11 protein-coding genes are annotated in these 13,315 nt (G+C 61.4%); 6 read left to right on the plus strand and 5 right to left on the minus strand.

Features of this window, described 5'->3' with window-relative positions; genetic code table 11:
* Positions 1-8 precede the first annotated feature (8 nt).
* The 3 genes from FGL86_RS15345 to mpl are packed head-to-tail and all read right to left on the minus strand — an operon-like array spanning position 9 to position 2,692.
* Entirely contained in the window at positions 9-632 is a 624-nt protein-coding gene (locus FGL86_RS15345; protein WP_186764421.1) for a LysE family translocator, read from the minus strand.
* Positions 633-684: 52 nt separating this feature from the next.
* Complete coding sequence (locus FGL86_RS15350; RefSeq protein WP_147185539.1) at positions 685-1,305, minus strand: flavin prenyltransferase UbiX; 621 nt, start codon at positions 1,303-1,305, stop codon at positions 685-687.
* Entirely contained in the window at positions 1,298-2,692 is a 1,395-nt protein-coding gene (gene mpl, locus FGL86_RS15355; protein ID WP_147185541.1) for a UDP-N-acetylmuramate:L-alanyl-gamma-D-glutamyl-meso-diaminopimelate ligase, read from the minus strand. The genes FGL86_RS15350 and mpl overlap by 8 nt, the downstream gene beginning before the upstream one ends.
* A 231-nt stretch (positions 2,693-2,923) precedes the next feature.
* Between mpl and FGL86_RS15360 the strand changes: the two genes are divergently transcribed.
* A complete protein-coding gene (locus FGL86_RS15360) occupies positions 2,924-4,183 on the plus strand; it encodes a 6-phosphofructokinase (RefSeq protein ID WP_147185543.1) in 1,260 nt (419 codons plus the stop codon).
* A 103-nt stretch (positions 4,184-4,286) separates the two neighbouring features.
* Here the strand turns inward: FGL86_RS15360 and FGL86_RS15365 are convergent, their stop codons facing one another.
* The gene (locus FGL86_RS15365) at positions 4,287-5,930 is read right to left on the minus strand and encodes a bifunctional protein-serine/threonine kinase/phosphatase (RefSeq protein ID WP_147186240.1); all 1,644 of its coding nucleotides are present in this window, start codon (positions 5,928-5,930) and stop codon (positions 4,287-4,289) included.
* 273 nt (positions 5,931-6,203) lie between these two features.
* Between FGL86_RS15365 and ppa the strand changes: the two genes are divergently transcribed.
* A complete protein-coding gene (gene ppa / locus FGL86_RS15370; RefSeq protein ID WP_147185545.1) occupies positions 6,204-6,734 on the plus strand; it encodes an inorganic diphosphatase in 531 nt (176 codons plus the stop codon).
* Positions 6,735-6,832: 98 nt separating this feature from the next.
* Here ppa and FGL86_RS15375 read toward each other — a convergent pair whose 3' ends face one another.
* The gene (locus FGL86_RS15375) at positions 6,833-8,125 is read right to left on the minus strand and encodes a DUF2333 family protein (protein ID WP_147185547.1); all 1,293 of its coding nucleotides are present in this window, start codon (positions 8,123-8,125) and stop codon (positions 6,833-6,835) included.
* A gap of 241 nt (positions 8,126-8,366) precedes the next feature.
* Here FGL86_RS15375 and dsbD point away from each other — a divergent pair, with 241 nt between their 5' ends.
* The 4 genes from dsbD to prmA all read left to right on the plus strand — a co-directional run bounded on the left by dsbD (position 8,367) and on the right by prmA (position 13,300).
* Positions 8,367-10,286, plus strand: a complete 1,920-nt coding sequence (gene dsbD, locus FGL86_RS15380) for a protein-disulfide reductase DsbD (protein ID WP_147185549.1) — start codon at positions 8,367-8,369, stop codon at positions 10,284-10,286.
* A 216-nt stretch (positions 10,287-10,502) separates the two neighbouring features.
* Positions 10,503-10,982, plus strand: coding sequence for an acetyl-CoA carboxylase biotin carboxyl carrier protein (gene accB, locus FGL86_RS15385; RefSeq protein WP_147185551.1), 480 nt, complete (start codon positions 10,503-10,505; stop codon positions 10,980-10,982).
* Positions 10,983-11,014: 32 nt separating this feature from the next.
* On the plus strand, positions 11,015-12,358 hold the full coding sequence (accC, locus tag FGL86_RS15390; RefSeq protein ID WP_147185553.1) for an acetyl-CoA carboxylase biotin carboxylase subunit: 1,344 nt from the start codon (positions 11,015-11,017) through the stop codon (positions 12,356-12,358).
* Positions 12,359-12,367: 9 nt separating this feature from the next.
* Positions 12,368-13,300: a 50S ribosomal protein L11 methyltransferase gene (gene prmA, locus FGL86_RS15395; protein WP_147185554.1), complete on the plus strand. Its 933-nt coding sequence runs from the start codon at positions 12,368-12,370 to the stop codon at positions 13,298-13,300.
* The last annotated feature ends 15 nt before the right edge of the window (positions 13,301-13,315 follow it).

Raw genomic sequence — 13,315 nt, forward strand, 5'->3', positions numbered from 1 at the left:
GCGCCGGGTCAGCCGGTCGCCAGCCACAGGCCCACGCCGACCATCAGAATGCCGGCGATACGATTGAGCAAACGCACGTTGCCGCCCTTGGCAAGCAGATGGCTGGCGGTGCGCCCGCCACCGGCATAAAGCAGCAGACAGGTCAGCTCGATACTCAGGATCATCGCGATCAGCACTGCCAGCTGGGGCGCCAGGGCAAGTGTCGGGTCGAGAAACGGCGGCAGCAGCGCGATGAAGAATGCCCAGCCCTTGGGATTGGCCACCGCGGTAACGAAGCCCTGCAACAGCAGCTGTCGGCGGGACGCCTGGGGTACCTCTCCACCTTCCAGCGGAATCGCCATGCGCCCCCGGGAGCGCCACATCATCACGCCGAGATAGACCAGATAAGCCCCGCCCAGCCATTTGAAGGCAACGAACAGGGCAGGATGGCGCAGCATGAGCGTTGCCACCCCGGCGCCGGCGGCCGTCGCCACCAGTCCGACACCGAGCAGTTCCCCTGCCATCATCCACAGCGCGCGCCGCACTCCCAGGGTCATGCCCAGGATCATCGACAGGGTCATGCACATGCCCGGGGTCAGCGATACCAGGAAAAAGGTGGGAATAAAGACCGATAATAACGACGGATTGATCATGATCAGGTAATGGCGCTTGAACGAACGGAAAAACGGCGCGGCTCGCTGAAATCTACTCTCCCCAGGGTGGCACCAGCCGATGCTCGATGCCCAGCTGGTTGAGGATACGCGCCACGATGAAATCGACCAGCGCTTCGACGCTGACAGGCCGATGGTAGAAGCCCGGGGCCGCGGGCAGAACCACCGCGCCCAGCTGAGTCAGCTTGAGCATGTGTTCGAGATGAATCGCCGACAGGGGCGTTTCCCGGGGCACCAGCACGAGTTTGCGACGCTCCTTCAGGGCGACGTCCGCGGCCCGCTCGATCAGGTTGTTGCTGGCGCCGCAGGCCACCGCGGACAGGGTGCCGGTGGAACAGGGACAGATGACCATGGCGCTCGACGCCCCCGAGCCCGAAGCCACCGGGGCCATCCAGTCTTCCCGAGCGAAGCAGCGAATCTGGCCGGGTCGAGCCCGGGCAAGCGTTTCCAGCGCCTCGGCGAGACGTTCCGGCTGGGCCGGGAGCTTGTGATCGGTTTCCGTGGCGATGACCATCTGCGCCGCTTTCGAGATCATCACCCAGACCTCGTGATTCGCAGCGATCAGGGCATCGATCAGCCGCAGGCCGTACTGAGCGCCGGAGGCGCCGGTGATGGCCACGGTGATCGGCGCCAGGAAAGTCGTGGATTCAGCCATGCGCCGCTTCCAGCGCGCGCAGCAGCCGTTCATGAATACCTTGGAACCCGCCGTTGGACATCACCAGGATACGATCCCCGGAACTCGCCTCTGTCACTATCTCATTCACCAGCGCGTCGATGTCCGAGGCCACTCGAGCGGGTACCGGACAGGCGTCGATCACCTTGTCCAGAGGCCAGTCGAGCGCTTTCGGCTGATACCAGAAGCTCAGATCCGCGTCGGCAACGCACTGCGCCAGCCGTTCGCGCATCACTCCCAGACGCATGGTGTTGGAGCGCGGCTCGATCACCGCCAGCAGTCTCCCGCCAGACCGTGACGCTCGCATTCCGCTCAAGGTGGCGGCAATGGCGGTGGGATGGTGAGCGAAGTCATCGATGACCTGGATGCCCGCCACCTCGCCGCGCACCTCCTGGCGGCGGCGTGGGCTTTGAAAGTCAGCGAGAGCCGCGCATCCCCGGGTCAGGGAAACGCCTAGGACGTGGGCGGCGGCCAGGGCACCCAGGGCGTTGCGCACATTGTACTCGCCGCTCAGGGACCAGCTCACCTCACCGCGCTCCTGTTGATCCAACGCATCGTGCATGACCTCGAAGCAGCTGCCGTCATTCTCTATCAGCCGGAAACGCCAGGGACTCGAGACATCGTTACCGTAGCGTGCCACCGGCGTCCAGACACCCTGCTCCAGCACTCGGTCCAGGGCCGGCTCACGATCTGCCACCAGCAGTTGCCCGTTGCCCGGCACGCAGCGCACCAGATGATGAAACTGCCGCTCGATGGCCGCCAGATCGGGAAAGATATCCGCGTGATCGAACTCCAGGTTGTTGAGCAGGGCAATTTGTGGCCGGTAATGCACGAACTTGGAGCGCTTGTCGAAAAACGCCGTGTCATATTCGTCCGCCTCCACCACGAAAGGCGCTTTCGCCCCCTTCGGTCTCAGATTGCCCAGCCGGGCGGAAATACCGAAGTTGCGCGGTACCCCGCCGATCAGAAAACCCGGCGCAAGCCCGGCGCTTTCCAGCAGCCAGGCGAGCAGACTGGCGGTGGTGGTCTTGCCGTGAGTGCCGGCCACGGCGATCACCTCTCGCCCGGGCAGCACCTGTTCCGCCAGCCATTGAGGACCGGAAACATAGGGCAAGCGCGCATCGAGCACCGCTTCCACCTCAGGATTGCCCCGGGAAAGCGCGTTGCCGATGACCACCAGATCCGGCCGCGGCTGCAGATTGTCCGCCCGGTAGCCATCAGACAGGGCGATACCCGCCTCGGAAAGCTGGGTGCTCATGGGCGGATAGACCCCCGCGTCCGAGCCGCTGACCCGGTGACCCAACTCCCGAGCCAACAGCGCCAGGCTACCCATGAACGTGCCGCAGATTCCCAGAATATGAACGTGCATCGCCTGCATGATCCTCGTCGGTCTCCATCGTGATGGCAGGCAGCCTAGCATGCGCCCCCGAAAGCGTCATCCGACGGGCAACCGCCAGCGCCGCCTCGCCAACTGCCTAGCCCCTCGAATGGTACTTTCCACGGATGCAGCCCATTCATCGTTCGGCTAAGATAGCGCCGAATTTCCGAGATTGTCCTTGATTTATCCCTTTAGTCATCATCCAGGAGCGAAGCAGTCCCCATGGCCCAGCACAATGCTTTCTACGCCCAGTCCGGTGGCGTGACCGCTGTCATCAATGCCAGCGCCTGTGGCGTGATCGAAGCGTGTCGCGAACATGGCGACCGAATCGGCAAGGTATACGCCGGCCACAACGGCATCATCGGCGCCTTGACGGAGGATCTGATCGATGTCTCCCAGGAATCCGACGAGGCGATCGCTGCCCTGCGCTATACTCCGGGCGGCGCTTTCGGCTCCTGTCGTTACAAGCTCAAGGACATCGAGACCCACCGCGCCCAGTACGAGCGTCTGATCGAGGTCTTCAAGGCTCACGACATACGCTATTTCTTCTATAACGGCGGCGGCGACAGTGCCGACACCTGCCTCAAGGTGTCGCAGCTTTCCGAGAAGCTGGGTTACCCGCTGACCGCCATCCACGTGCCCAAGACCGTGGACAATGACCTGCCGATCACCGACAACTCCCCGGGATTCGGCAGCGTGGCCAAGTACATCGCCACCTCGACCCTGGAAGCCTCCCTGGACGTGGCGTCCATGTGCGCCACCTCCACCAAGGTGTTCGTGCTCGAGGTGATGGGTCGTCACGCGGGCTGGATCGCCGCCGCCGGCGCCCTGGCCGGGGAAGGTGAAGGCGAACCGCCGCACCTGGTCATTTTTCCGGAAGTCGCCTTCGATCGCGAGGCAGTCATGGCCCGGGTCGATGAAGCGGTCAAGCGCTACGGCTATTGTGTCATCGTGGTATCCGAGGGCGCGCGCTACGAGGACGGCACTTTCCTGGCGGACGCGGGTAACACCGACGCCTTCGGTCATCGCCAGCTGGGCGGCGTCGCGCCGACCCTGGCGGGCATGATCAAGCAGGATCTGGGCTACAAGTATCACTGGGCGGTGGCAGACTATCTGCAGCGGGCGGCGCGGCACCTGGCGTCGAAGACCGACGTGGAACAGGCCTACGCGGTAGGTCGTGAAGCCGTCAAACTGGCTCTGGCGGGTCAGAATGCCATGATGCCGGCCATCAAGCGTGTCAGCGAATCCCCTTACGAGTGGCGCATCGAAGCGGCGCCCCTGGCGGAGGTGGCCAATCAGGAAAAATTCATGCCCAAGGAATATATCCGCGAGGATGGCTTCGGCATCACTAGCGCTTGCCGGCAGTATCTTTCGCCGCTGATTCAGGGCGAGGATTTTCCGCCTTTCGAGAACGGCCTGCCTAAAGTTGCCAAGCTGCGTCTGGCCAAGGTAGAAAAGCGCCTGACGGAATTCACGCTCTAGCTAGCCGGATCATCAAGGACCTCCAGCGCATCGCAAACCCTCGAAGTTTCTTCGAGGGTCTTTTACATCGCCCATTCCAACAGCCATCTATCTCAACAACCCTCTATTTCAATAACCAGGAAAGCACCAGCAGCAATAGCAGAATTCCCGCCACGCCTTGCCAGAAGTTGGCGAGCTCCCGTGAACGCGCCTTTTTTACGTAAACAGGCTCATTCCGAGGCTCGCGCAGCGCGTAGAGAAACTCCGACAGGCGCCGGTAGCGCAGCTCCCGCTGCGGGTCCAGCGCCCGGCGCAAGGCGTCGTCCTGGGCCTGGGTAATTTCGGGATTGGATAGACGCGCGCTGCGGTAGATCAGCTTTTCCAGATCGGTATGGCGCCTGATTTCCTTGAGCGCCGGCGCGTAGGGCAAGGCGCCGGTCAGCAACCAGTAAATCGTCGACGCCAGGGAGTACTGATCGCTTCTGCGTCCTACCGGATCGTCGAGGGCGTATTCCGGGGCGCTGTGTTCCGTCAGCCCCAGCTGGCGAGCCAGCGCCTGAACATTCTTGTGCTCTCCTCCTTCTCGCAGACGACAGGCGTTGAAGTCCGTCAGCACTACCTTGCCGTGGCTGTCGATCAAGACGTTATCTGGATGAATGCGCTGGTGAAGCAGATCCCGCCGGTGCAACGCCCGAACCGCCTTGCCCAGCTGGCCGGCGATATCCAGGCGCTGGGCGAGACTCGCCTGAGGATGCCGGCGCGCCCAAGCCGTCAGCCGCTGGCCTTCGACGTACTCCATCAAGTAATAGAGATAACGCCGAGGACGCGAGGATTCCACCGCCTTGGCGACGAAGGGGGACTTGACGCGCTCCACCACCCACTGCTGCAGCAGGAAATGCTCCAGATAGGCATTGCGACTGGAAAGCTCCGGGCTTGGCGCCTTCATTACACGCACTTTCTGGCTGGTCAGATCGCGCACTCGATAGACTCGCGATCGGGAAGTGCGCGACAGCACCTCCAGCACCTCGAAGCCATCGAGTCTTTGCCCCGTGACAAGTTCCGGCGGCACCGGCAGGGTGCCATAGGGCGCGCCAGGTACCTCCGTTCGCGCTTCCGGCAGACGATCGATACGCACCAGTTGGAAGGTGAACGGGTCGCCGCCGTAGCCTCTTGCGTAGGAGCGCGCTCGAGCTTCGGTGATCAGGCGCTCGCAGGCCGCGTTCAGGTCGCTGACATCTTGGCGAATCAAGCGTACGAAATCCGAAGGAAGCAGAATGCCGCGCACATCCTGAGTGGTACAGAGGAAGATGTCTCCCTGCTTGAGGGGCAAAGCGACATAGTCGATGTCCAGGATGGCATCCATGCCCAGGGAGCGCGAGGGATAACGGTAGCCGCCCAGATCCGTCAGGTGATCCCGGGACAGCTGCTCGAACTCCGCGCCGCGCAGTCGATAAATCTGAGTATCGCCTACATGAAAGAGGTGCATCTCGCGTTCGAAGAAGATCAGCGCGGAAAGTGAACAGACGTAGCCTCCTTCGCTGACGTGACGACTTTGTCCATGGCACCAGGCATTCAAAGCGCGCAGCACTCGGGTCGCGGAATCCTTGACCCGCCAATGATCCGGCGTGGCGAAATAGTCCTCGATAAAGGCCTGGACCCCCAGGCTGCTGGCCAGCCCAGCAATGGCGTTGCGCGCCTGGGCGCTAGCGATCACCGCCGCCGCTCCCTTGGCCTTGAGCAGCGGACACGGCGGCACCTGTACCGCCATGGCACTGCGATGGCGCTGCTTTTCCGGCGCGGCATGGGCCTGGCCCACACTAAGCGCGAGTTCTCGATCCACCCTTGGCTCCCCATCCTTGACTATCGATACGTTCGAGATGCCCGACGGAATTCGAACGCTCTCATGATACAGGCTGAGCAAGACTCAGGCTTGCCGACCAAAGGGGTAAGGTTGGTAATCTTGCGGCCCTATTCGTATAATTCGGCGGATTTAATAGCCAAGCGCTTTGACCATTTCTTATCGCCCATCAAGGATGCGACCATGAGCTACGCCAATATCCCCGCCGGCAAGGATCTGCCAAACGATCTTTACGTCATTATCGAAATCCCCGCCCATCACTCTCCCATCAAGTATGAAGTCGATAAGGACATGGATGCGCTGGTGGTAGATCGTTTCATGGCCACGCCGATGTTCTATCCGGCCAACTACGGCTTCATTCCCGACACCCTTGCGGATGATGGCGACCCCATCGACGCTCTGGTAGTGACGCCGGTGCCGGTACAGCCAGGCAGTGTCATTCGTGCCCGCCCCATCGGGGTGCTCAACATGAGCGACGAAGCCGGAGAAGATGCCAAGCTGGTGTGCGTGCCTCACTCCAAGCTTTCCGCCCTTTACGACGATATCGAGGAAGTGACCGACCTGCCGGAACTGCTGCGTCAGCAGATCGCGCATTTCTTCGAGAATTACAAGGATCTCGAGAAAGGCAAGTGGGTCAAGGTAGAATCCTGGGAAAATGCGGACGCGGCGCGCAAGGCCATTGAAAAAGCCGCCGCAGCATATACCAAGGTTTGAGAATGACAAGAGTTGAATAATCGGGTCTGAACGACACTAGTGTTGCAGCGACAGGGCGCCTCGAGGCGCCCTGTGTATTTCAACGAGAAACAAAATCTTTATGGCTCAGCAGTGTCTTGCTGACCGGCGGCCTGCTCGGGGCTTACTCTGGTCTTGTCGTCGTTCTTGTCTGTATCGTCCGGTGTCTCTGGAGTGGTTTCCCGATCCGTGGACGAGGAAGACTCGGCCTCGGAACCCTTCGCTGCCGATGGCTCGGAGGATGGCTTTGAGGCGTCTTTATTTGTCTGCATCGCCGCCGGTGATGGTGTTTCCGACTGAGCCGGTGGCTGTTTCTTTTCGTTACTCTCGGCGATTTCCTTGGACTGGACGTCCGTGATCCGCTGCGCCAAGGCCTGGGCCAGGTCGCGGGCCTTCAAGGTATAGTTGGCCATCATCAGCGAATGATTGGCAAAAATACCGAAGCCGCTGCCGTTGAGAATCAGCGGGCTCCATAGCCGGCGCTGGGTAAAGTTGAGTTCCGCGATCAGGCGCTTCACGTCGGTCTGGATCCGTGCCTGCTGCATCAGTTGCGGATAGTCCGCCATCAGCGCCCTCAGCTGCACCAGCATTGCCCAGGTGGCGCCTCGGGTTTCGAAAAAGACGTTGTCGATCCGGTACCAGGGAGTGTGTTCCGGCAACTCCTGGGGATCGATGTTCAGATCGCGAAGCGCCTCACGCTCGACGACGCTGGCGGATAGTCGATGGCTGAGCCAATCCAGGCGCTCTGCCGCCTGATTCAGCCAGCTTGCCGGCAGTTCGTCGCTCGGCGCGAGACGATCGCCGCCTTTATTAGTCATCGACTCGAAATAATAGTCCAGCGCTTCCTGTGCCTTGGCGAGATGGCGCTCCGTGGAAGGGTAGAACCATTCCTCGTCTCCGGCGCTCAGACGCTCCACCGCTTCTTCGAGGCTGGCGGCTTCGCCATCGGCATTCTGGGCCAGCAGTTCGGTCATAAGGCGAGTCTGACGCAGCACGCCCAGTTCCCAGCTGGGCATGTTGTCGAGCCATAGCCCTGGCGGCATCACGTCATTGCGCAGATAACCGCCGGGCTTTTCCAGCAACGTATCGATGGAGGCGATCAATGTCGCCACGCTGACCGCTCCTCGAGCCTTCGGCACGCTGATTGGCGGCGTCGGATTCTCCACTCCCTCGAAACCCTGCTGCATCGCCGCGGCGCGTTTGACATCGAAGGTGTCCGGCGTGCGGCTCCACCAGATACCTAGCGCCAGGGTCACCAATAGATAAATCACTGCCAGGGTGACGATCGGCTTCCATATCCAGCCGTAATCCGGGCGTTCGAGCACTTGCGTGTTGCGCTTGGAGTGGCGAGAGGCCTTGTAGGATGAGGGCATATGACGACTTCCTTGACTCGGGACGAAGGAAAGGTCGCGCCGGATGAAACCCCGACGCCGCTTGGTTATCATAGCGTCATCCTAGCATGTGGATTGACTGATAAACCTTCAACGATCGGTAACTTTATTCGCCTAGCGGCGTCTGATTTATTTCGTTCCACCTGCTGGTTGTCGAACGCTCGTTTGCGAGCGCCGATGCTCCACAAGCATTTCACTTCGCGTTTTCAGGATGCCGTCAGCAATGTTGCGTCTACCCCGTTTTCTCCTGGCCATGCTTTTCCTGTGGCTGGCTTCCATCACCACGCTTCAGGCGCAATGGTTCTCCAGCGACGCTCAAAATAACTTCCTGCCGGTCAATGAAGCCTTTCAGGCGACGGCCTGGCTGGATGACGACAACCTAATGATCGGCATGCAAAATGCCGAGGATTATTATCTGTATCGCCATCGGTTTCGCGTAGAAAGCCAGACCCAGGAAGTGAGCCTTGGGGAGCCGAATCTCCCGGAAGGCGAATTCAAGTCCGATGAATTCCTCGGCGATGTCCACGTCTTCTATGACCGGGTGGTTTTCTCGGTTCCCGTCCAAGGTCAAGCCGTCGACGAGCTGCCCATCGAGTTGACCTTTCAGGGCTGCGCGGACGCGGGACTCTGCTATCCGCCGGAAACCCTGTCGCTGACTGCGCTACCGGGTTCTTTACCGGAAGGGTTCGACGATCTGGGCGACGCCAATACCGTGCTTGCCATTACCACTGCCGACGATACAGGCGCCGTGGAATCGGATGTTTCCTCCAATACCGACTTCTCGATGGCCCCGGCAAGCCTGCAAAGCGAAGACGGGCGCTTTCAATCGCTGTTGAACGATGCTTCACCGCTGCTGGTGCTGGGTCTGTTTCTGCTGGCAGGGCTGGGGTTGACCTTCACTCCCTGCGTTCTGCCAATGATTCCTATCCTGTCATCGATCATCGTCGGGCAGAATCCGAGCCGTCCCCGGGCGTTCGTGCTTTCTTCAAGCTACGTCGCCGGCATGGCAGTGACCTATGCGCTGGTAGGCGTTCTCATGGGGCTGTTCGGCGCCGGGCTCAATCTTCAGGCGCGGCTGCAGTCCGCTCCGGTGCTGATCCTGTTCAGCCTGCTTTTCGTACTGTTCGCCCTGGCCATGTTCGGCGTTTTCAACCTGCGCCTGTCATCCGGACTGTCCAGTCGCATCGACACCTGGCAGAGCAAGGCGCAGCGCAGCGGCCCCGTAGGCCTGGCTCTGGCCGGAGCGCTTTCGGTACTGGTGGTATCGCCTTGCGTGTCCGCGCCCCTGGCCGGCGCCCTGGTATTCATCTCATCCACCGGCGATGCGCTGATGGGCGGCTTGGCCCTGCTGGCGCTGGCCTTGGGCATGGGTATTCCGCTGCTGCTGGTAGGCACCTTCGGCACCACCCTGATGCCGCGTACCGGACAATGGATGGAGGGTGTCAAGATCGCCTTCGGCGTGCTGCTGCTGGGAGTGGCCATCTGGCTGATCGAGCGCTTGCTGCCGGCGCAGCTCGCTCTGATACTCTGGGCCGGCCTGGCGGTCGGCGCCGGCCTGTCCCTTGGCGCCCTGCAATTCAATACCGCCCAGGGCTGGCCTCGGGTGCGCCAGGGGGGCGGCATCCTGCTTCTCGTGTGGGGGATCGTGCTGGTGATCGGTGCCGCCCGAGGTGCTCACGACCCGCTGCGTCCGCTCGCGGCCACCACGTCGCAAGCCCCGAACGCTAGTGCCGCCACCGACTCGGCCAGCCTGGCCTTCACTACGGTCACCCGGGCAGAGCAGTTGAACGTGGAGCTGGAACAGGCCGCCTCTCAGGGCCAGCCGGTTTTCGTCGACGTCAGCGCCGACTGGTGCATTTCCTGCAAGGTAATGGAAAATCAGGTCTTTCCCGCTCCCCAGGTGGCGCAGGCTCTCGCCGAATTCCGGCGTATCCGCCTTGACGTCACCGAAACCAACGCGGATAGCCGGGCTCTGCTTGAGCGTTTCGGTCTGTTCGGCCCGCCTAGCCTGCTGTTTTTCGACGGCGGTGAGGAAATTCGCGCCGCGCGGATTCAAGGCGAAATCAGGCACGATCCTCTCGCCCGCCATCTGCGCGAGCTGCTCGACTGGCTGGAAAGCGGGAAACCTCCGCGCACAACTTGAAACAGAACAGTGTTTTCCCGTCGAGATCGCAGAAATCTGGACAGGATCGGCGTTTTTCGGCAAACTCCGCTCTCAACGCGATAAGGGCGATTAGAGACGCCATCCTGCGGGATTGTGTCGTGAACTGAACGAACATCGACTAGATTGACATCACCCGCATACCATCTGACACGCCCCTTTTCTCTCATTCATCATTCAACCGATCGGGACAAACGCATGGATATTCGCAAGGTCAAGAAGCTGATCGAGCTACTGGAAGAGTCCAACATCAGCGAAATCGAAATCCAGGAAGGGGAAGAGTCGGTTCGCATCAGCCGTCATCCGAATGGCGCCTCCTACCCCCAGGCTCCCGCTCATTACTCCTACCCGCAGCATCCGGCAACGCCTTTTGCCTCTCAGGAAACCTCCGCGCCAGCATCCTCCTCTTCCTCCGCCCCGGATACGACACCGGAACTGCCTAGCGGACATGCGGTGACCTCTCCGATGGTAGGCACCTTCTACCGTGCGCCGACCCCCGGCGCCAAAGCCTTCGTGGAAGTGGGCCAGCGGGTCAGAAAGGGCGAAGCGATATGTATCGTCGAAGCCATGAAGATGATGAATCAGATCGAGGCGGACCAGGACGGCGTGGTGGAAGCCATTCTGGTCGAGGACGGTGAACCGGTGGAATACGACCAGCCGATGCTCATCCTTTCCTGAAAGGCGAATTTCCCCTAAAAGGCGCAACGATAATGTTGGACAAGGTACTTATCGCCAACCGCGGCGAGATCGCCCTGCGAATCCTGCGGGCATGCAAGGAACTGGGCATCAAGACCGTAGCGGTGCATTCCAAGGCGGATCGCGAACTGATGCACGTGCGGCTGGCGGATGAAGCCGTGTGTATCGGTCCGGCTTCTTCGGCGCAGTCCTACCTGAATATCCCGGCGTTGATCAGTGCCGCGGAAGTCACCGACGCCAGTGCCATTCATCCGGGCTACGGCTTCCTGTCGGAAAATGCCAACTTCGCCGAGCAGGTGGAGCGCTCAGGCTTCGTCTTCATCGGCCCGCGGGCGGACACCATTCGCCTGATGGGGGACAAGGTCAGCGCCATCGAATCCATGAAAGAGGCCGGCGTGCCTACGGTGCCGGGCTCCGACGGCCCGCTGCCGGAGGACGATGATCAACAGGTAATGGCCACCGCCCGACGCATCGGCTATCCGGTGATCATCAAGGCCGCCTCCGGCGGTGGGGGTCGCGGCATGCGGGTAGTTCACGACGAAAGCCAACTGCTGTCTGCCCTCGGCATCACTCGCGCCGAAGCCGCCGCCGCCTTTGGCGATGGCACCGTGTACATGGAGAAATTTCTCCAGGAACCGCGCCACGTCGAGGTCCAGGTGCTGGCGGACGGACAGGGCAACGCCATCCATCTTTTCGACCGGGACTGCTCTCTGCAGCGTCGCCATCAGAAGGTGATAGAAGAAGCCCCGGCGCCGCAGCTCGATCCGGAAGCCCGAGCCCAGGTACTCAAGGCTTGTACAGATGCCTGTCTCAAGATCAACTATCGAGGCGCCGGTACCTTCGAGTTTCTGTACGAGAAAGGCCAGTTCTTCTTCATCGAGATGAACACTCGGGTTCAGGTCGAGCACCCGGTCACGGAAATGGTCACCGGGGTGGATATCGTCAAGGAACAGCTGCGCATGGCCTCGGGCCTGCCCTTGTCGATTCGTCAGGAGGACGTGACCCTCAATGGTCATGCCTTCGAATGTCGCATCAACGCAGAGGATCCGCGTACCTTCATGCCCTCCCCGGGCAGGATCACGCTGTATCATCCGCCGGGGGGCCTCGGGGTTCGAATGGATTCTCACCTGTATACCGGCTATACGGTTCCCCCGCATTACGACTCCCTGATCGGCAAGCTGATCACCTGGGGCGAGGACCGGGACATCGCCCTGATGCGCATGCGCAACGCCCTGGAAGAGCTGCTGGTGGAAGGCATCAAGACCAATATCGATCTGCACAAGGCGCTGGTACGAGACAGCGATTTCCAGCAGGGCGGCGTCAATATCCACTATCTCGAGCATAAACTCGGTATTTGAGAGCGCTTCATGCCCTGGCTACAGCTCAAGGTACATCTGGCGCCTTCTCAGGCAGAGCTTCTCGAGGAGCTGCTGCTGGAGGAAGGCGCCTGCGCCATCACGCTTCAGGACGGCGAGGATGAACCGGTCTTCGAGCCGGCCCTCGGCACCACGCCGCTATGGAACGATACGGTGCTGACCGGCCTCTACGACGACCAGGAAGGCATCGAGGCCATGCTGGAGCGGGTTCGCCAGGGCTGGGCGATGCACTGCCCGGCAGAGCCCTGCCCGACCATCGAGTTCGAGCTATTGGCGGACCGGGACTGGGAGCGGGAATGGATGGACGGCTTCACGCCGATACGCATGGGCGAGCGGCTGTGGATCGTGCCCAGCTGGCATGACGCCCCGGAGCCTGACGCGGTCAATCTGCTGCTCGATCCGGGGCTTGCCTTCGGCACCGGCACCCATCCCACCACCGCCCTGTGCCTCGAGCGCCTCGACGCCCTTGCCTTGGAAGGCAAGCTGGACGGACAAGTCATTCTCGACGTCGGCTGCGGCTCCGGCATCCTGGCCATCGCCGCCCTCAAACTGGGGGCAGCCCGGGCAATCGGTACGGATATCGACCCCCAGGCGCTGCAGGCCAGTCGGGAAAATGCCCGGCGCAACCAGATCGAGGCATCTCGTTTCACGCTTTATTATCCGGAGCAGCTAGCGCCGGGCACCGATCGATCCAGCGCCTACCCCATTGTTGTCGCCAATATCCTGGCGGGGCCGCTGATCGAGATGGCGCCGACCATCGCCAGCCATGTCGCCCCGGGCGGCTTATTGTCGCTCTCGGGAATCCTCTCCCATCAGGCGGAAGAGGTTCGCCAGGCCTACCAGAACGCGGGGTTTGTCCTCGACGAGCCGGTGGATCGGGAAGGCTGGGTGCGGCTCGACGGTCGGAAAGTCGGAGTTTCCTGAAGCCCGCGGGACAAG

The organism is Pistricoccus aurantiacus, assembly GCF_007954585.1.
GTDB classification, from domain to species: Bacteria; Pseudomonadota; Gammaproteobacteria; order Pseudomonadales; family Halomonadaceae; genus Pistricoccus; species Pistricoccus aurantiacus.